This is a genomic window from Kocuria rosea, from assembly GCF_006094695.1.
Taxonomy (GTDB): domain Bacteria; phylum Actinomycetota; class Actinomycetes; order Actinomycetales; family Micrococcaceae; genus Kocuria; species Kocuria rosea.
This window is the reverse complement of record NZ_CP035103.1, coordinates 3,056,648-3,075,641: the sequence shown is the minus strand read 5'-3', so window position 1 is coordinate 3,075,641 and position 18,994 is coordinate 3,056,648. Positions and strand designations below refer to the sequence as shown.

General features: G+C 73.6%; 17 protein-coding genes. 11 read left to right on the top strand and 6 right to left on the bottom strand.

Annotated elements, in window-relative coordinates:
* Positions 1 to 31: 31 nt before the first annotated feature.
* Genes EQG70_RS14020 through tmk form a run of 3 tightly spaced genes read right to left on the bottom strand, consistent with a single transcriptional unit; the run spans position 32 to position 3,520 of the window.
* Positions 32 to 1,621 (bottom strand): alpha/beta hydrolase, encoded by a 1,590-nt coding sequence (locus tag EQG70_RS14020; RefSeq protein WP_109243831.1) that lies wholly within the window; start codon positions 1,619 to 1,621, stop codon positions 32 to 34.
* Between the two features lie 43 nt (positions 1,622 to 1,664).
* Complete coding sequence (locus tag EQG70_RS14015; protein WP_109269392.1) at positions 1,665 to 2,804, bottom strand: DNA polymerase III subunit delta'; 1,140 nt, start codon at positions 2,802 to 2,804, stop codon at positions 1,665 to 1,667.
* Positions 2,801 to 3,520, bottom strand: coding sequence for a dTMP kinase (gene tmk / locus EQG70_RS14010; protein WP_109269391.1), 720 nt, complete (start codon positions 3,518 to 3,520; stop codon positions 2,801 to 2,803). The genes EQG70_RS14015 and tmk overlap by 4 nt, the downstream gene beginning before the upstream one ends.
* An 81-nt stretch (positions 3,521 to 3,601) precedes the next feature.
* Here tmk and EQG70_RS14005 point away from each other — a divergent pair, with 81 nt between their 5' ends.
* From EQG70_RS14005 to EQG70_RS13995, 3 genes are all read left to right on the top strand, one after another.
* Positions 3,602 to 4,771 carry a trans-sulfuration enzyme family protein gene (locus EQG70_RS14005; protein ID WP_109269390.1) on the top strand — a complete coding sequence of 390 codons (1,170 nt, stop codon included), beginning with the start codon at positions 3,602 to 3,604 and terminating at the stop codon, positions 4,769 to 4,771.
* A gap of 10 nt (positions 4,772 to 4,781) precedes the next feature.
* Positions 4,782 to 5,096 (top strand): DUF2516 family protein, encoded by a 315-nt coding sequence (locus EQG70_RS14000; RefSeq protein ID WP_229587767.1) that lies wholly within the window; start codon positions 4,782 to 4,784, stop codon positions 5,094 to 5,096.
* A gap of 90 nt (positions 5,097 to 5,186) precedes the next feature.
* Entirely contained in the window at positions 5,187 to 5,945 is a 759-nt protein-coding gene (locus tag EQG70_RS13995; RefSeq protein ID WP_017831968.1) for a phosphoglyceromutase, read from the top strand.
* A 105-nt stretch (positions 5,946 to 6,050) separates the two neighbouring features.
* Here EQG70_RS13995 and phoU read toward each other — a convergent pair whose 3' ends face one another.
* Positions 6,051 to 6,749 (bottom strand): phosphate signaling complex protein PhoU, encoded by a 699-nt coding sequence (gene phoU, locus EQG70_RS13990; RefSeq protein WP_017831967.1) that lies wholly within the window; start codon positions 6,747 to 6,749, stop codon positions 6,051 to 6,053.
* A 220-nt stretch (positions 6,750 to 6,969) separates the two neighbouring features.
* Between phoU and EQG70_RS13985 the strand changes: the two genes are divergently transcribed.
* Entirely contained in the window at positions 6,970 to 8,238 is a 1,269-nt protein-coding gene (locus EQG70_RS13985) for a sensor histidine kinase (protein WP_035926156.1), read from the top strand.
* Positions 8,235 to 8,915, top strand: coding sequence for a response regulator transcription factor (locus EQG70_RS13980; protein WP_035926161.1), 681 nt, complete (start codon positions 8,235 to 8,237; stop codon positions 8,913 to 8,915). The genes EQG70_RS13985 and EQG70_RS13980 overlap by 4 nt, the downstream gene beginning before the upstream one ends.
* An 80-nt stretch (positions 8,916 to 8,995) precedes the next feature.
* Here the strand turns inward: EQG70_RS13980 and EQG70_RS13975 are convergent, their stop codons facing one another.
* Positions 8,996 to 9,547: a hypothetical protein gene (locus EQG70_RS13975; protein ID WP_017831964.1), complete on the bottom strand. Its 552-nt coding sequence runs from the start codon at positions 9,545 to 9,547 to the stop codon at positions 8,996 to 8,998.
* Positions 9,548 to 9,702: 155 nt separating this feature from the next.
* Between EQG70_RS13975 and EQG70_RS13970 the strand changes: the two genes are divergently transcribed.
* From EQG70_RS13970 to glgX, 6 genes are read left to right on the top strand one after another with little or no spacing between them, the layout of a single operon-like run.
* Complete coding sequence (locus EQG70_RS13970; RefSeq protein ID WP_017831963.1) at positions 9,703 to 10,185, top strand: CarD family transcriptional regulator; 483 nt, start codon at positions 9,703 to 9,705, stop codon at positions 10,183 to 10,185.
* Positions 10,186 to 10,192: 7 nt separating this feature from the next.
* Entirely contained in the window at positions 10,193 to 11,023 is an 831-nt protein-coding gene (gene ispD / locus EQG70_RS18585) for a 2-C-methyl-D-erythritol 4-phosphate cytidylyltransferase (protein WP_244296566.1), read from the top strand.
* 3 nt (positions 11,024 to 11,026) lie between these two features.
* Positions 11,027 to 11,518, top strand: a complete 492-nt coding sequence (gene ispF, locus EQG70_RS18580) for a 2-C-methyl-D-erythritol 2,4-cyclodiphosphate synthase (protein ID WP_244296565.1) — start codon at positions 11,027 to 11,029, stop codon at positions 11,516 to 11,518.
* A gap of 35 nt (positions 11,519 to 11,553) precedes the next feature.
* A complete protein-coding gene (gene cysS / locus EQG70_RS13960) occupies positions 11,554 to 12,984 on the top strand; it encodes a cysteine--tRNA ligase (RefSeq protein WP_017831960.1) in 1,431 nt (476 codons plus the stop codon).
* A 35-nt stretch (positions 12,985 to 13,019) separates the two neighbouring features.
* Entirely contained in the window at positions 13,020 to 13,997 is a 978-nt protein-coding gene (gene rlmB / locus EQG70_RS13955; RefSeq protein WP_095650907.1) for a 23S rRNA (guanosine(2251)-2'-O)-methyltransferase RlmB, read from the top strand.
* Complete coding sequence (gene glgX, locus EQG70_RS13950) at positions 13,984 to 16,203, top strand: glycogen debranching protein GlgX (protein WP_109243828.1); 2,220 nt, start codon at positions 13,984 to 13,986, stop codon at positions 16,201 to 16,203. The genes rlmB and glgX overlap by 14 nt, the downstream gene beginning before the upstream one ends.
* A 148-nt stretch (positions 16,204 to 16,351) precedes the next feature.
* Here glgX and glgP read toward each other — a convergent pair whose 3' ends face one another.
* A complete protein-coding gene (gene glgP / locus EQG70_RS13945) occupies positions 16,352 to 18,949 on the bottom strand; it encodes an alpha-glucan family phosphorylase (RefSeq protein ID WP_109269389.1) in 2,598 nt (865 codons plus the stop codon).
* Positions 18,950 to 18,994 lie beyond the last annotated feature (45 nt).

Below are 18,994 nucleotides of genomic sequence, written 5' to 3'. Positions count from 1 at the left end.
TGCCGGCACCGGTCGCCCGGGTCGCGGCGGATCAGGAGCAGGTCGTCCCCTCCGCGGGGAGCTCGCCCTCCAGCAGGTAGGCGTCCACGGCGTCCTGCACGCAGCGGTTGCCGGCCGTGTAGGCGGTGTGGCCGTAGCTGTCGTAGGTCAGCAGCCGGGCGCTGTCGAGCTGCTCCACGAGGGCCTCGGACCAGTGGTAGGGGGTCGCGGGGTCGTGGGTGGTGCCCACCACGAGGACGGGATCGGCGCCGGCGGCGTCGAGCGGCTCCGGCAGGCCCGCCGGGTCGACCGGCCATCCCTGGCACGCTGCGTCGCCGTAGCCCAGGTACGGGCCGAAGGTCGGGGCGACCCGCTCGAGCTCCTCCTGGTGCTGAGCCATCTGCTCCGCCGTGACCGTCCCGTCGGGCCGGTCGAGGCAGTTCACGGCCGTGAACGCCATGGTGGTGTTGCTCGTGTACCGGCCCTCGGCGTCGCGCCCGTGCGTGGCGTCCGACTGGGCGAGCAGCGCGGAGAAGTCGCCGTCGAAGGCGGCGCCCAGGGACTCGTTGAGCGTCTCGTAGCCGGTGGTCGCGTAGAGGGGCCCCAGGATGCCCTCGACCACGTTGGTGGCGGTGACCCGCCGGCCGTCGGCGGCGGTCACGGTCTCCTCCTCGACGGAGGCGATGAGCTCCTGGATCCGGGTCATCGCCTCGTCCGTGGAGACGTCGGCCACCACGCAGTCCCGGATCTCGAACTGGCACTGCTGCACCCAGTGGCGCAGGTTGTCCTCGAAGCCCTCGGCCTGGTCGGCGGTGGCCTCCATGTCGCTCAGGGTGGGGTCCACGCCGCCGTCGAGCACGAGCCGGCCGACCCGGTCGGGGAACAGGTCGGCGTACACCGCGCCGAGGTGGGTGCCGTAGGAGAAGCCCAGGTAGGTCGTCCGCTCGTCGCCGAGCACGGCCCGGAGCACGTCCATGTCCCGGGCGGCGCTCACGGTGTCCATCTGCGCCACGAGCTCGCCGGAGTCCTGCACGCACGCGGCGCCGAGCTGCTCGTACTCCTCCTGGATCTGCTCGACCGGCTGCTCCTCGGGGTCGAACATCGGCTCGGCGCGCCACGCGTCCAGCTCTGCGTCGTCGAGGCACTCGATGCCCTCGGAGCGGCTCACCCCGCGCGGGTCGAAGCCCACGACGTCGTAGGCCTCGCGCACGTCGCCGGTGACCGTGTACTGCGCGTAGAGCATCGCGTCCACCCCGGAGGCGCCGGGCCCGCCGGGGTTGAGGAGCAGGCTGCCGCGGGCGTCCCCGCCTGCGGGCAGGCGGGACATCACCACGGTGGTGGTCGCCCCGCCGGGGTCGGCGTAGTCGAGGGGCACCTCGACGTCGGCGCACTGGAGGTCGTCCTGCGCGCCGTTGGTCTTTACCTCGAACGTGCAGTCCTCCCAGGCGACGGTCTGCGTGTAGTAGCGCTGGAGCTCCTCGGGGGTGCCCTCGACGACGGCGCCGGTGGCGCCCCCGGAGGTCGGCTCGCCCGTGGCGCCGGCCCCCAGGGACGAGCAGCCGCTCAGGAGCAGGCCGGTCGCGGCCAGCGCGGCCGTGACGGGCAGGAGGGCGCGGCGTGAGGGGGCGGCACGGCGGGTCATGGGGCTCCTCGAGGGGGTGGGGGGATGGGGGTCGGGGCCGGGGTCAGAGCAGGGAGACGGCCATGGCTTCGAAGGCCAGCTGCGCGCTGACGTTGGTGCGGATCCGGTCCCGGGTCCGGCTGATCACGTCGATGCGGTGCAGCGTCCGCTCGGGGGTCGAGTTGGACGCGTGGTCCTGCAGCTGCTGGGCCAGGTGCTCGTTGACCAGGGCGGAGCCCGTGCGCAGCTGGAGGGTCAGGACGTCGCGGTAGAAGGTGGTGAGGTCGATGAGGAAGCGGTCGAGGGTGTCCGTCTGGATCCGCCGGGACCGGCGCTTCTGGTCGGCCTCGAGCCGGTTGAGGGCTCCGCGGATGGCCGGCGGCACCCGTCCGGACTCCGGCGCGCCCAGGGCCACGAGCAGCTGCTTGCGCTCCGCCTCGTTGCGGGACTCGGCGTCCGCCTGGGACTCCTCCACGGCGATCTTGTGCAGCCGGTCCGCGGCGCGCACGGCGTCCGGCACCCCGGACAGCTTCAGCGGCATGGACACGACCTCCTGCCGCCGGGTGCGGGCGTCGTCGTAGAGGGCGAGCCGCTTCGCGATCCCCACGTGGGACTGCGCCAGCCGGGCGCTCTCCTCCGCGCGCTGCCGGGGCACCCCGTGCCGGCGGATCAGCAGCTCGGCCACGTCCTCCACGGCGGGCACCTTCAGCGTGGCCGGGCGGCAGCGGGAGCGGATGGTCACGAGCACGTCCATCGGGCTCGGGGCGCACAGCAGCCAGATGGTGTTGGGCGGGGGCTCCTCGATGGCCTTGAGCATCACGTTCGAGGTGCGCTCCGCCATGCGGTCGGCGTCCTCGACCACCATGACGCGCCAGCGGCCCACCGAGGGCCGGTCCTGGGCGCGGACCACGAGCTCGCGGGCCTCCTCGATGGTGATCTGCGGGTTCTCCGTGACGAAGTGGGTGAGGTCCGCGTGCGAGCTGGCCAGGACCGTGCGGCACGCGTGGCACTGCCCGCACCCGCGCTCGGCGGGGTCCTCCTGCTCGCACAGCAGGGCCGCGGCGAACGCGAGCGCCGCGTTGGAGCGCCCCGAGCCGGGCGGACCGGTGAACAGCCAGGCGTGGGTGGGCCGGTCCTCCTGGGCGGCGCGCCGCAGCTGCGCCACCACGGCGTCCTGGCCCAGCAGCTGGTCCCACACGCTCACGCGCCCACCTCCGCGGCCCGGGCGGAGCGGGCGAGCCCGGTGAGGCGCTCGCGCACGGCGGCCGAGAGCTCCCCTGCCGGCCGGGTGGCGTCGAGCACCAGGTAGCGCTCCGGAGCCCGGCCGGCGAGCTCGAGGAACGCCGCCCGGTTCGCGTCGTGGAAGGCGTCGGGCTCTGTCTCCAGGCGGTCGCCCGCGGTGCCGTCCCGGGCCTCCCGGCGGGTCCGTCCCGTGCCGGCCGGGACGTCGAGCAGCACGGTGAGGTCCGGGACGAGCCCGGCCGTGGCCCACGCGTTGAGCTCCGCGACGCGGTCCAGGCCGAGGCCGCGCCCGGCGCCCTGGTAGGCGGCGGAGGAGTCGGCGAAGCGGTCGCAGACCACGGTCCGGCCGGCGGCGAGCGCGGGGCGGATGAGCTGGGCGACGTGGGCGGCGCGGGCCGCGGCGAAGAGCAGGGCCTCGGCGCGGGCGTCGACGGGCCCGTGCGCCGGGTCCAGCACGAGCTCGCGCACCCTCTCGCCCAGCGGGGTCCCCCCGGGCTCCCGGGTGCGCAGGGTGTCGTGCCCCTCGGCGCGCAGGGCGTCCACGAGCAGGCCGACCTGGGTGGACTTCCCGGCGCCGTCCCCGCCCTCGAACACCACGAAGAGCCCGCGCCCGGACGGCGCGGGGGAGGACGCCGCGGCGGAGGCGGGCGGCGGGGCGGGGGCCGGTCGGGAGGTCACGGTCCCAGCCTATCCACCCGCGCGGACAGCGCCGCCGGTGCGCGCGCGGCTGGGGACGCCGCGGGCCGATAGCCTGGAACCATGACTGCGCGCCCCGAGACCCCGCCCGCCCACGGCTCCACCGACCTCCGCCCGGACACCGTGCTGGTCGCGGGCGGGCGGCCCGCACCGGAGCACGACGCGCCGGTCGGCCCGTCCATCGTCCTCACCTCCACCTACCGGGGCTCCGCCGGGCTCGACGCCGAGGACCGCACCTACGGGCGGTTCAGCAACCCCACGTGGGAGGACCTCGAGGACGTGCTGGCGCGGCTCGAGCGGGCGGAGCTCCCCGCACTGGCCTACGCCTCGGGACTGGCCGCCGTCGCGTCGGTGCTCTCGCTCGTCCCGGCGGGCGGCCGCCTGGTGCTGCCCCGGCACAGCTACCAGGGCTCCCTGGCCCTGGCCGCGGACCTCGAGTCCCGCGGGCTGCTCACCGTGCGGACCGTGGACGTCACGGACACCGAGGACGTGGTGGCCGCGCTCGACGCCGCCGACCTGCTCTGGCTCGAGAGCCCCACCAACCCCATGCTGGAGGTCGCCGACCTCCCCGCGCTGCTCGCGGCGGCCCGCGAGCGCGGCGTGCTCACGTGCGTGGACAACACCTTCGCCACCCCGCTGCTCCAGCGACCGCTGGAGCACGGCGCCGACATCGTGGTGCACTCCGTGACCAAGTACCTGGCGGGGCACTCCGACGTCGTCCTGGGGGCCGCCGTCACCTCCGACCCTGCCCTGCGGACCCGGCTGAAGGGGCACCGCTCCCTGCACGGCGCGGTCCCGGGCCCGTTCGAGGCGTGGCTCGCGCTGCGGGGGATGCGCACCCTGGCGGTGCGGGTCGAGCGCTCCGCGGCCACCGCTGGGGAGCTCGCCCGCCGCCTCCAGCAGCACCCGGCCGTGCGCGAGGTCCGCTACCCGGGCCTGCCCGGGGACCCCGGGCACGCCCGTGCCGCCGCGCAGATGGACGGCTTCGGCTCGATCGTGGCGATCGTGCCCGCGGGGGACGTCGCCGCCGTCGAGGCGGCCGTGGACGCCCTGCGCGTGTGGACCCCCGCGACCTCGCTCGGCGGGGTGGAGTCGCTGATCGAGCGGCGGCGGCGGCACCACGAGGAGCCGCCCAGCGTCCCGGAGACGCTGCTGCGCCTGTCGGTGGGCATCGAGAACGTCGAGGACCTCTGGGAGGACCTCGACCGCGTCCTGTGCGCGATCGACCGGTAGGCTGGGCGGCGTGGACATTCCCTGGGTCTTCTTACTCGTGCGCTTCATCGACATCGCGCTGGCGCTGGTCGTCGCCGGCCTGGCCGTGTGGGCCTTCGTGGACTGCCTGACCAAGGCGCCGGTGCAGTTCCAGCGCGCCTTCAAGCGCACGAAGGGCTTCTGGCTCGCGCTCACGGGCGGCTCCCTCGCGTTCACGGTCTTCACGCTGATGCTGCTGCGGCCCAGCCTGTTCGTCCTGCTCATCGCGGGCACGGCCGTGGGGGTCTACCTGGCCGACGTCCGCCCGGCCGTGGGCCTGGAGTCCAAGGGCCCCAACAACTGGTGACCGCCGGGCGCGCGGCGCCCGGCCCCGCGACACGGGGCGCCCGTGACGCCGGCTTGTCCCGCGCCGCCGCCCGGGTGGAAGAATGGCCCCATGGCTACCGAATCAGCACCGCACAAGCTCGTCCTGCTCCGGCACGGACAGTCCGACTGGAACGAGAAGAACCTGTTCACCGGGTGGGTGGACGTGGACCTGACCGAGAAGGGGCGGGAGGAGGCCGTCCGCGGCGGTGAGCTGCTCGTCGAGAAGGGGATCGCCCCGGACGTCCTGCACACCTCGCTCCTGCGCCGGGCCATCACCACCGCCCACCTCGCGCTGGACCGGGCGGACCGGCACTGGATCCCCGTGAAGCGGTCGTGGCGGCTCAACGAGCGCCACTACGGTGCGCTGCAGGGCAAGGACAAGACCCAGGTCCGCGACGAGTACGGCGACGAGCAGTTCATGACCTGGCGCCGCTCCTACGACGTCCCGCCGCCCGAGCTGGAGGACTCGTCCGAGTTCTCGCAGGCCGGCGACCCCCGCTACGCGGACGTGCCGGACGCGCCCCGCACCGAGTGCCTCAAGGACGTCCTGGACCGCTTCATGCCGTACTGGGAGCAGGAGATCGTCCCCGATCTGCAGGCCGGCCGGACCGTCATCGTCGCGGCCCACGGCAACTCCCTGCGCGCCCTGGTGAAGCACCTCGACGGCATCTCGGACGAGGACATCGCGGCGCTGAACATCCCCACGGGCATCCCGCTCTACTACGAGCTCGACGAGAACCTCCGCCCGCTCGTGGCCGGCGGCGAGTACCTCGACCCCGAGGCCGCCGCGAGCTCGATCCAGGCGGTCGCCAACCAGGGCAAGAAGTAGTCCCGGAAGGCTCCCGCCCACGGACAGGGGCCGGGTCCACCGTGCTGGTGGACCCGGCCCCTGTCCTGTGCCCGGGCGCGGCTCGGCCGGCGCCCGGGCGGGGGCTCACTCGCCCCCGTCGCGGCCCACGTGGCCGTGGCCGGTGGGGCGGTCGGAGCTCGCCGGGACCCAGTCCCCGGTCACCAGGTAGGAGACCTTGCGGGTCACCGAGACCCCGTGGTCCCCGATGCGCTCGAGGTACCGGGAGCACAGGGTGACGTCCACGGCGGTGGGCACCGACGAGTCCCAGCTCGGCGCGGCGAGCGCGTCGAAGACGGACTGGTGCAGCTGGTTGACCTCGCCCTTGAGCGAGTAGATGTCGTCGGCGAGGGAGAGGTCCCGGGTCTGGAGCACCTGGATGACCCGGTCCAGGATCTGCAGGTCGAGGTCGAACATCCGGGTGAACGTCTCCACGAGCGGCTCGGGGATGACCGGCTCGGGATAGCGGATGCGCACCGCCTGGGCCAGGTGCCGGGCGAGGTCGCCGGCACGCTCCAGGGAGGCGCTCATCCGCAGCGCGCCCACGATCATCCGCAGGTCCGAGGCCACGGGGCTCTGCAGCGCGAGGATGTCGATCGAGCGCTCGTCGAGGTCGTTCTGCAGGAAGTCGATCCGGGCGTCGTTGGAGATGACCTCCTCGGCGAGCTGGATGTCCGCGTCGAGGAGCGCGTCCTTGGCGCGGGCGAGGGCCTCGCGCACCAGGGTCGCGATCTGGATGAGCTCCTCGCCGACCTGGTGGAGTTCTGCCTGGAAAACCTTGCGCACGGATGCGTCCTTTCGAGATGCGGCGGCGTCCGCGGCAGCCGCGGCCGGGGTGCGGCGCGGAGCGGGACGGATGACATGGGGGCCGGGTGCGAGCACACCCGCCGCCACCGTCACAGCCAGGAGTGAACTTTCGCTCATCTTAGGATGAACGTTGGTTGAACCTGTAGCTCGTGACGCCCGGCACGGGGTCCCCGCGCCCCCGAGTGCCTAAGCTGGTTCCGTGAGTCCAACTGCCATCGCCGTCGCCGCGGGTCTGCTCGGCTTCGCCCTCGGGGTGAGCGGTCTGATCGCCCTCCGGGTGAGCGGACGGGGCCGCCGCGCCCGCGCCGACGTCCAGGAGCCCACGCTGCCCGACGGCACCGCGGACGTGCTCGCGGTGATCGGCCGCGCCTACGTGGTGGTGGACGGGGTCGACGGCGTGGTGCGCGCCTCCCCGGCCGCCTACGCCTTCGGACTGGTCCGCGGGCACACCGTGGTGCACGAGCAGATGCTCGAGATGATCCGCCGGGCCCGGCGCAGCGGCGTGATCGAGGAGCGGCGGGTCGAGCTGTCCCGCGGACCGTTCCAGACAGGCGCGGTGGTGCTCGACGTCCGGGTGGCCCCCATCGCGGAGGAGTACATCCTGCTGCTCGCCGACGACCAGACGGAGATCGTCCGGGCGCAGTCGATCCGCAACGACTTCGTCGCCAACGTCTCGCACGAGCTGAAGACCCCCGTGGGGGCGATCGGGCTGCTCGCCGAGGCGATCGAGGACGCGGCCGAGGACGAGGAGGCCGTGCGCCGCTTCGCCCAGCGCCTGCACAAGGAGTCAGCCCGGCTGACCGCCCTCGTCCAGGACATCATCGAGCTCTCCCGCCTGCAGGGCGCGGACGTGGTCACCGAGGGCCGGCCCGTGGACCTCAACCAGGTGATCGCCGACGCCGTGGACCGCAACCGGTTCCCGGCCGAGAACAAGGGCATCGAGATCGCGGTGGGCGGGCGCGTCACCCGGCCCGTGTTCGGCGACCCCGACCTGCTCGTCACCGCGCTGCGCAACCTCATCGACAACGCGGTGCACTACTCCCCGGAGGGCACCCGCGTGGGCGTCGGCGTCCGGGAGCGGGACGGGATGGCCCAGATCTCGGTGACCGACCAGGGCCCGGGCATCCCCGAGGACGAGCAGGACCGGATCTTCGAGCGCTTCTACCGCGTGGACGCGGCCCGCTCCCGCCGGACGGGCGGCACCGGGCTCGGACTGAGCATCGTCAAGCACGTCATGTCCCAGCACGGCGGCGAGGCCACCCTGTGGTCGCAGCCGGGCCGCGGCTCCACGTTCACCCTCAGCATCCCCCAGATCGAGGGCGCCGACGACCCCGGGGGGACCGCGCAGCCGGCCCCCGGCGCGACCGCCCGCCCGGTGCCGCAGCAGGCACCACCCCGCCCAGACGCATCGACCCCACGGCCCGCCGCCCCCGCGGCGCGCGCCGGGAGCACGGAGGACCGACAGTGACCCGCATCCTGATCGTCGAGGACGAGGAGTCCCTCAGCGACCCGCTCTCCTACCTGCTGGGGAAGGAGGGGTTCGAGGTGGAGGTCGTCGACAACGGCGTGGACGCCGTGGCGGAGTTCGACCGGTCCGGGGCCGACCTGATGCTGCTGGACCTCATGCTCCCCGGGCTGTCCGGCACCGAGGTGTGCCGGCAGGTGCGGCAGCGCTCCTCCGTGCCGATCATCATGCTCACGGCCAAGGACGCCGAGATCGACAAGGTGGTCGGGCTCGAGCTCGGCGCCGACGACTACGTCACCAAGCCGTACTCGTCCCGGGAGCTCGTGGCCCGGATCCGAGCGGTCCTGCGCCGGCAGGGAGAGCCCGAGGAGCTCGTCTCGGCGACCGTGCAGGCCGGTCCCGTGCGGATGGACATCGAGCGGCACGTGGTCAGCGTGCACGGGGAGCGGGTGGCCATGCCGCTCAAGGAGTTCGAGCTGCTGGAGATGCTGCTGCGCAACGCCGGGCGCGTGCTGACCCGAGGGCAGCTCATCGACCGGGTCTGGGGCTCGGACTACGTGGGGGACACCAAGACCCTCGACGTCCACGTCAAGCGCCTGCGCGCCAAGATCGAGCCCGATCCCTCCGCCCCGCGGCACCTCGTGACGGTGCGGGGCCTCGGCTACAAGTTCGAGGGCTGAGCCGGCGCCCCGGCAGACGGAAGGGCCCGGAACCCCGAGGGGTTCCGGGCCCTTCCGCTCGTGCGCGCCGGTGGGAGTCGTCAGTGGCCGCTCTCCTGGCCCACCATCTCCTCGACGGGCACGGGCGTGTTGGAAGGGTTCGCCGGGGTGCTCGGCGCGCCGCCGGGGATGAACTCGGCGTAGCGGGAGAAGGTGTGGTCCAGGACCGGGACCCGCTCGGTGAGGGACTCGCCGCCGGCGGTGAACTCGGTCTCGACCATGAGACCCGGCTCGGCGCCGGCACGGTCCACGGTCACGACCGGGTCGTCCTGGTCGAGGTCCACGGTGCCGCCGGCGGGGATCTGCACCTCGGCGGTGGCGCCGTCGACGTCCATCGACAGCGTGACGTCCTGGTCGCCGTCGTTCACCAGGGTGCCCAGCACGCGACCCTCCTGGTCGGCGCCGGTGGCCACGATCAGCACGTTGGCCAGCTTGACGTCCCCGACCTGCTCCACGATGCCGTCCGCGGCCGAGTACACCATGGTCGTGGCCGGCGGGTTGATGTAGGCGCATCCGGCGGTGGTCAGCAGGGCGGCCGCGGCGGCGGCACTCAGGCCTGCGCGACGCAGCTTCTGGCGGGCGGCGATCTTCACGGCGCGTACTCCTCGGGAGCTCAGGACGATGTCCCGACCAGCTTATCCGTTTGCCGACGGATCGTCCGCATCGACGGGCCCCCGGTCCCCGCCCGCCCCGGATCGGCGAATCCTACACCGTGTTAGAATGGAAGTTCTGAAAGGGGTATTTCCATATGGTTTTTGAGGTTGGCGAGACGGTTGTCTACCCGCACCACGGCGCGGCGACCATCGAGGAGATCAAGACCCGCACCGTCAAGGGCGAAGAGAAGATGTATCTCAAGCTCAAGGTGACCCAGGGGGATCTGGTGATCGAGGTACCCGCGGAGAACGTCGACCTGGTGGGCGTGCGCGACGTCGTCGACGAGGACGGGCTCAAGAAGGTCATCTCGGTCCTGCAGGCGAAGGACACCGAGGAGGCCAGCAACTGGTCCCGGCGCTACAAGGCCAACCTCGAGAAGCTCGCCTCCGGCGACGTGCTCAAGGTCGCCGAGGTCGTGCGCGACCTCTGGCGCCGCGACCGCGACCGCGGGCTCTCGGCGGGGGAGAAGCGGATGCTGACGAAGGCCCGCCAGATCCTCACCTCCGAGCTGGCGCTCGCCAAGAAGATCGACGAGGAAGAGGCCGAGAAGCGCCTCGACGACATCCTGGCGTCCTGACCGACCCGTGAGCGGGAACGCACCACGGTCCACCACGGCGAACCCGCCCTCCCCGGAGGGCGGGTTCGCCGTCGTCGTCGTGGCGGCGGGCTCCGGCACACGACTCGGGCACGGCATCCCCAAGGCCCTGGTGGCCCTCGACGGCCGCCCCCTCCTGGAGCACGCGCTGCGGGGCATCCGGTGCGCCGGGCTGACCGGGCCCGTGCTGGTGACCGTCCCGGCCGGGGACGTCGAGCTCTCCGCGACCGCCCGGGCGCACGGCGCGCGACCCGTGACCGGCGGCGCCTCCCGCGCGGAGTCCGTGCGCGAGGCGCTGACCGAGCTCGCGCGGTCCGAGCCCGCCTCCACCGCGGTGCTCGTCCACGACGCCGCCCGCTGCCTCACCCCGCCCGAGGTCTTCCGCACCGTCGTGGACCGGCTGCGCGCCGGGGAGCGCGCCGTGGTCCCGGTGCTGCCTGTGGCGGACACGATGCGCCGGGTGGACGACGCCGGACGGTCGCTCGGCACCGTGGACCGCACGGTGCTGCGCGCGGTCCAGACCCCGCAGGGCTTCGACCTCGCCCTGCTCCGGTCGGTGCACCGCGCCGCCGCGGAGGCCGGGACGGACCCCGGGTCCGTCACCGACGACGCCTCCCTCGTGGAGGCGCACGCCCCGGGGACCACCGTGCTGACGGTGCCCGGCCACGAGCACGCCTTCAAGATCACCCGCCCGCTCGACCTGGTGCTGGCCGAGGCCGTCCTGCGCGGCCGCGCACCGGGCACGGACGCGGCGGTGCCCGTCACCGCCGCTCCTACCCCCGGCCCTCACCCCGATCTGCTCGACCCCGAGGAGCCCTGACCCGTGATCCTGCCCCGCACCGGCATCGCCGTCGACGTCCACGCCTTCGGGCCCGAGGGCACCCCGCTGTGGGTCGCGGGCCTCGAGTGGCCGGGGGAGCGCGGTCTCGCCGGGCACTCGGACGGGGACGTCGTGGCCCACGCCGCCGCCGACGCCCTGTTCTCGGCCTCCGGCACGGGCGACCTGGGCGCCAACTTCGGCGTGGAACGCCCCGAGCTGGAGGGCGCGTCCGGGGTGCGGATCCTCACTGAGGCGGCCCGCATCGTGCGGGAGGCCGGCTTCGAGATCGGCAACGTGGCCGTGCAGCTGATCGGGAACCGGCCGCGGTTCGCGCCGCGACGGGCCGAGGCCGAGGCCGTGCTCACCGCCGCAGCCGGCGCGCCCGTCACGGTCAGCGCCACGACCTCCGACCGGCTCGGGCTCACGGGCCGCGGCGAGGGCCTCGCGGCCGTGGCCACCGCGCTGGTCGTGCCCGCGGACGCGCGCCGGGCCTGACCGGGGCGCCACCGCCCGCCCTTATGATGGGCCGTGTGACTCTGCGCTTCTACGACACCGCCACCGCGACCGTGCGGGACTTCGCGCCCGCCCACCCCGGCGAGGCCCGTCTGTACTACTGCGGCGCCACGGTCCAGGGCATGCCGCACATCGGCCACGTCCGCTCGGCCCTGGTCTTCGACCAGCTCGCCCGGTGGCTCGCCCACCGCGGCTACCGGGTCACCACCGTGCGCAACGTCACCGACATCGACGACAAGATCCTCGCGAACTCGGCCGCGTCCTTCGCCCCCGACTACGCCGGCGACCACCCCCGCGAGCCGTGGTGGGCGCTGGCCTACCGGTTCGAGCAGGCGTTCAACGCCGCCTACGACGCCATCGGCGTCGGCCGGCCCACCTACGAGCCGCGCGCCACGGGCCACGTCCCCGAGATGCACGCCCTGATCCGCACCCTCGTCGACGCCGGGCACGCCTACCCGGCGCCGGACGGCTCCGGGGACGTCTACTTCGACGTCCGCTCCTGGGAGCGCTACGGCGAGCTCACCCACCAGTCGGTCGACGACATGCAGGACGCCCCCGACGCCGACCCCCGTGGCAAGCGGGACCCCCGCGACTTCGCCCTGTGGAAGGGGCACAAGGCGGGCGAGCCCGAGACCGCCCGCTGGGACTCGCCCTGGGGCGCCGGCCGGCCCGGCTGGCACCTCGAGTGCTCGGCCATGGCCGCGAAGTACCTCGGCGAGCACTTCGACATCCACGGCGGCGGACTGGACCTGCGCTTCCCCCACCACGAGAACGAGCTGGCCCAGTCGGCGGCGGCCGGGCAGCGGTTCGCGACGCTCTGGCTGCACAACGGGCTGGTCACCTACGCGGGCGAGAAGATGTCCAAGTCGATCGGCAACACCGTCTCCCCGGCGGAGATGCTCGCCGAGGCCCGGCCGCTGGCCGTGCGCTACTACCTCGGCCAGGCCCACTACCGCTCCGTGCTGGACTACCGGCCCACCTCCCTCGCCGAGGCCACGGCCGCGGTCGAACGGGTCGAGTCCTTCCTGCGCGCGGCCCGGGACGCCGGCGCCGACCTCGACGGGGCGGCCGGGGACGTGCCGCCCGCCTTCGGCGACGCCATGGACGACGACCTCAACGTGCCCCAGGCCCTCGCCGTCCTGCACGAGACCGTCCGCGCCGGCAACTCCGCGCTCGCCGACGGCCTGGACGCCGCCGCGCCCGCCCGGGCGGTGCGCGCCATGACCGACGTCCTCGGCCTGACCGCGCTCATGGACCTCGGGGACGCCGCCGGGAACGCCGCCGAGCACGCGGCCCTCGACGCCCTCGTGCGCTCGCTGCTGGCCCAGCGCGACCAGGCCCGCGCCGCCAAGGACTGGGCCCGGGCCGACGCCCTCCGGGACGAGCTCGCCGCCGCCGGCGTCGCGGTGCGCGACGCCGCCGGCGGATCCACCTGGTCCGTGGCCTGACCGGGCCGCACCACACCGACCGAACAGAGGAACCCATGCCAACCCCCAAGCAACGTCCCGGCGCGATCCGCAAGAACAAGAAGGGCCCGCTGGTCGGCACCGGCGGCCACGGACGCAAGGCCCTCGAGGGCCGGGGCCCCACCCCCAAGGCCGAGGACCGCCCGTACCACAAGGCGCACAAGATGAAGAAGGCCGCCGACCGGCGGCAGGGCCAGGGCGGCCGCTCCCCGGCCCGCACCCGCGGCAAGGTCCAGGAGGATCTCGTCACCGGGCGGAACTCCGTGGTCGAGGCGCTGCGCGCGGACATCCCCGCCAAGGCCCTGTACGCGGCGAGCAAGATCGACGTCGACGACCGCGTGCGCGAGATCCTGCAGCTCTGCGCCGAACGCGGGATCACGATCCTCGAGGCCTCCAAGGGCGAGCTCGACCGGCTCACCAGCGACGCCGTGCACCAGGGCGTGGCCCTGCAGGTGCCGGCCTACGAGTACCAGGACGCCGTGGAGGCGGCCCGGAAGTTCATGACCCAGTGGGAGAAGCGGCACATCCGCCGCCCCCCGCTGATGGTCGCCCTCGACGGGATCACCGACCCCCGCAACCTCGGCGCCATCATCCGCAGCGTCTCCGCGTTCTCCGGCAACGCCGTGATCGTGCCCGAGCGCCGGTCCGTGGGCGTCACGGCCTCCGCCTGGAAGACCAGCGCCGGCGCCGCGGCCCGCGTGCCCGTCACCAAGGCGGCCAACCTCAACCGCACCCTCGAGGAGCTCAAGGCCATGGGCTACTTCGTGGTCGGCCTCGACGGCGGCGGCGACGTCGAGCTGCCCGGCCTCGAGCTGGCCACCGAGCCGCTCGTCATCGTGGTCGGCTCGGAGGGCAAGGGCCTGTCCCGGCTGGTCACCGAGAACTGCGACCAGGTCGTCTCCATCCCCATCGACTCCACGATGGAGTCGCTCAACGCCTCGATGGCCGTGGGCATCACCCTGTACGAGGTGTCGCGACGCCGTGCTGGTTCCTGAGCCCCGGCGGCAGGACACCGGTCGGCCGTACGTCTCCCACCCCTACCCCCTCGGGGTCCACCCCTCTCCCGAGCGCGACGGCAGCGCGAACGTGGCGGTCTACGCCCCGGGGATCCCCGACCTGGACATCGTCTTCCGGTTGCCCGGCGGCCGCTGGCAGCGGCGGCGGCTCACCGGCCGCACCGGCGGTGTGCACCACGGGACGATCCCGCCGGCCGAGCAGCAGCGGCTCTCGGAGACGGGCTTCGACTACCTGCGGCACCGGGACGAGGCCCCGGCCCTGCCCGCCGGCACGGAGTACGGGTTCGTGCCCGCCGACTCGCCGGTCGCCTCCCGCCACCGCTCCCCGGACCCGGCCGCCCAGCAGATCCTGCTCGACCCCTACGGCAAGGGGCTGCGCCGCGTCGCCCCGCCGCCCGGCGTCGTCGATCCCGGCCCCGACGCCTACGGGGGCCGCTACGTCTCCGTGGTCGTCCAGCAGGACTTCGACTGGGACGAGGACCGCCGCCCGGCCACCCCGTGGCGGGACACCGTCGTCTACGAGGCGCACGTCAAGGGCCTGACCGCCCTGCACCCGGACGTCCCGGAGGAGCTGCGGGGCACGTACGCCGGGCTCGCGCACCCCGCGATGACCGGGTACCTCACGTCCCTGGGCGTCACGGCCGTCGAGCTCCTGCCGGTGCACGCCCACCTGGACGAGCCGCACCTCACGTCCCTCGGGCTGAGCAACTACTGGGGCTACAACACCCTGGGCTTCTTCGCCCCGCACGCCGGCTACGCGACCGAGGCCGCCCGCGCCCGGGGACCGCAGGGCGTGCTGGACGAGTTCAAGGCGATGGTCCGGGAGCTGCACCGCGCGGGGCTCGAGGTCTACCTCGACGTCGTCTACAACCACACGGCGGAGGCCGGCCAGGAGGAGCCCGCCTACTGCTGGCGGGGACTCGGCGACGAGGCCTACTACCGCCACGGCGAGGACGGCCGCTACGTGGACGTCACGGGGTGCGGCAACTCCGTGAACTTCGGCAACCCGCGGGTGGTGCAGATGGCGCTGGACTCCCTGCGCTACTGGGTGGAGCGCTGCCACGTGGACGGCTTCCGCTTCGACCTCGCCCCCGAGCTGGCCCGGGACGAGCGCCACCGCTTCACCCGCAACCACCCCTTCCTCGTGGCCGTCGGCGCGGACCCCGCCCTGTTCGGGACGAAGCTCATCGCCGAGCCCTGGGACGTGGGCATGGGCGGCTGGCAGACCGGTCACTTCCCCGAGGGGTGGGCCGACTGGAACGACCGCTTCCGGGACACCGTCCGCGACTTCTGGCTCACCGGCCCGCGCAGCATGAGCCTGGGCGGGGACGGGGGCAACGCCGCCCGGCTCGCCGGGGCGCTCGCCGGCTCCTCGGACATGTTCGCCGCGTCCGGGCGCAGCGCCCTGGCGTCCGTGAACTTCGTGACCGCCCACGACGGCTTCACCCTGGCGGACCTCGTCTCCTACGACAACAAGCACAACCAGGACAACCTGGAGAAGAACCGGGACGGGACCAACGACAACCACTCGTGGAACCACGGGGTGGAGGGCCCGGCGCGCGACGTGCGGATCCGGGCCGACCGGGCCCAGACCATGCGCAACGTCATGGCCACCCTGCTCTTCTCCCAGGGCGTGCCCATGATCACGGCCGGGGACGAGTTCGGCCGCACCCAGCGCGGCAACAACAACGCCTACTGCCAGGACAACGAGCTGTCCTGGGTGGACTGGCGGCTCACGCCGGCGGACCGCGCCATGCTCGCGGCCACCCGATCCCTGATCGGCGTGCGCGGGGAGTTCCTGGCCGGACAGCCGTCCCACTTCCCGACGCGCCCCGACGAGGTGATGATGCACTGGTTCGGCCCCGACGGGTCGGCCATGACCGCCGCCGGCTGGCAGACCCCCGGGGCCCGGACCATCCAGGTGCTGATCGGGTCCCGCGGCGGCCGGGTGGCGGGGCTCATGGTGATCAACGGCGCGAGCGCCGACATGGCGATCACCTTCCCGAACCTCGCGGAGCTCCTGCGGCCGGACGAGCAGGGGCACCCCCTCGCGAAGGCCGACGGCGTCTACTCCCTGGTGCACAGCACGGCCTCCGTGCTGCACGGACGCTACGGGACGCGCTACCGGGCGGGCCAGGCGCAGGGCGTGCCCGCCGGCTCGGTGACGCTCTTCCGGGTGCTCTGAGCACCCGGGTGCGCTGAGGGGCCCGGTGCGCTGAGGGGCCCGGTGCGCCGAGCTTTCCGGTGCGCCGAGCTGCGGCGGCCCGCGCGCAGGAGGGGCCGCACCCGTGGATCACGGGTGCGGCCCCTCCTGCGCGCCGCGCGGCGGCGGCTCAGGCGTTGGTCACCAGTCCCAGCTCGGCCTTGTCGGCGAGCTCGGGGTGGGCGGGCAGCAACCGGACGGTGTAGCCGAACGGGCCCGAGCGGTCCACGGTGATCGTGCCGCAGAACTTGTGCCGCCCCCCGCCGAGGTCGCCGACGGGGCTCAGGCCCGCGTACTTGCGCTCGTGGATGTGGTCCGTCTCCGAGACCCGGCCGTACCCGATCTCCGCGCACACGTCCTCCGGGCTCAGCGAGCCGAGGGACACGTAGGCGCACACCGTGAGCTCGTCCCCGATCTGGGGCTCCTGGGCCACGCCCTCGGCGTCCACGTGCTCGACCGCCACCTGGCCCCACGCCTGGCGCACGCGCCCGACCCACCGGGACTTCGCCCGGGCGGCCGCGTGGCCGTCCAGCGCCGCCCGGCGGCCCGAGACGGCGGCCGGGACGTAGAGGTGCTGCACGTAGTCCTCGAGCATGCGCTTGGCGGAGACCTGCGGGCCCAGCGTCGCCAGGGTGTGCTTGACCATGGCCAGCCACTGGTGGGGCACGCCGTCGGTGTTCGGGTCCGAGCCCTCCGCCGTCTCGCCGTAGAACCGCGGGGCCACGTGATTCTCGATGAGCTCGTAGAGGGCGGCGGCCTCGATGTCGTCGCGCTCGTCCGGGTGCGCGCCCTCGTCGGCGGTCGGGATGGCCCAGCCGTTCTGGCCGTCGTACATCTCGTCCCACCAGCCGTCGAGCACCGAGAGGTTCAGCCCGCCGTTGAGGGCGGCCTTCATCCCGGACGTGCCGCACGCCTCGAGCGGGCGCAGCGGGTTGTTCAGCCACACGTCGCAGCCCGGGAAGAGGGTCCGGGCCATCGCGATGTCGTAGTTGGGGAGGAACACGATCCGGTGGCGCACCTCCGGGTCGTCCGTGAAGCGCACGAGGTCCTGGATCAGGCGCTTGCCCTGCTCGTCGGCAGGGTGGGACTTCCCGGCGACCACGAGCTGGACGGGGTGCTCCGGGTCCAGCAGGATCCGCTTGAGCCGCTGCGGGTCCCGCAGCATGAGCGTGAGCCGCTTGTAGGTGGGCACCCGGCGGGCGAAGCCGATCGTGAGCACGCCCGGGTCGAGGACCGAGTCGGTCCAGCCCAGCTCGGCGTCCGCGAGACCGCGCTTCTTCCACGACGCCCGCAGCCGGGCCCGGACGTCCTCCACCAGGCGGGTGCGCAGCTCCCGGCGGACGGCCCACAGCTCGGCGTCGTCGACGCCGTAGATCCGGCGCCACCGCGCCGCCCGGTTCAGGTCAGAGCCCATCGGGTCGAGGGCCAGCTCCGCCATGCGGGGGTCGATCCAGGTCATGACGTGCACGCCGTTGGTGATCGAGCCGATCGGCACCTCGTCGGCGTCGAAGCCCGGCCACAGCCCCTGGAACATGCCCCGGGAGACCATGCCGTGCAGCTTGGCCACCCCGTTGGCCCGCTGCGCCAGGCGCAGGCCCATGACGGCCATGTTGAACTTGGCGGGGTCGCCGCCGTCGTAGTCCTCGGCGCCCAGGGACAGGACCTTGGCCGTGGGCACGGACGGGGCGAGACCCGCGTTGAGGAAGTGCTCGATCTGCGCCTGCTCGAACCGGTCGATGCCCGCGGGCACCGGGGTGTGGGTCGTGAACACGGTGGCCGAGCGCACCGCGGTCAGGGCCTCGTCCCACGTCATCGGCTCGGTCCCGTCCGCCGGGTCCATGAGCTCCGCGATCCGTTCGACGCCCAGGAACCCGGCGTGGCCCTCGTTGCAGTGGAAGACCTCCGGGGCGGGCGCCCCGGTCAGCCGGGAGAAGGCCCGCAGCGCCCGGATCCCGCCCATCCCGAGGAGCAGCTCCTGCTGGAGCCGGTGGTCGCCGCCGCCGCCGTAGAGGCGGTCCGTGACGTTGCGGGCGTGGTCGTCGTTGTCCGGGATGTCGGAGTCGAGCAGCAGCAGGGGGACGCGGCCGACGTCGGCCCGCCAGATGTGGGCGGACAGGGAGCGGCCGTTGGGCAGGGGCAGGGTGATCCGGACCGGGTTCCCGTCCTCCTCCCGCAGCAGCGTCAGGGGCATGCCGTCCGGGTCGAGCACGGGGTAGGACTCCTGCTGCCACGCGTCGCGGGACAGGGACTGCTTGAAGTAGCCGTGCTGGTAGAACAGGCCGACGCCCACCACCGGCACGCCGAGGTCCGAGGCGCTCTTGAGGTGGTCGCCGGCGAGGATCCCCAGCCCGCCCGAGTACTGGGGGAGCACGGAGGTGACACCGTACTCGGCGGAGAAGTAGGCGATGGACCGCGGGGCGTCCTCCGCCTGCGTCTTCTGGTACCACAGGTCGTCGGTGAGGTAGCGCTCGAGATCGGCGTCCAGCTCCTCGATCCGGCGCACCGTGGCCGGGTCCTGGGCGATCTGCTGGATCTCCTCCCGGGTGAGGGAGCCGAGGAGCTTGACGGGGTCCCCGTGGACCGCGTCCCAGGCCTGCGGGTTCAGCTCGGCGAACAGCTGTTCGGTGGGCCGGTGCCAGGACCAGCGGAGGTTCCTCGCGAGTCGGCTCAGAGGGGCGATGGACTCCGGCAGCACGGTGCGCACGGTGAATCTACGGATTGCCTTCACGCCGTCAGACTACCGGTGCGGCGGCGCCGGACGGCGGTGCCGCCG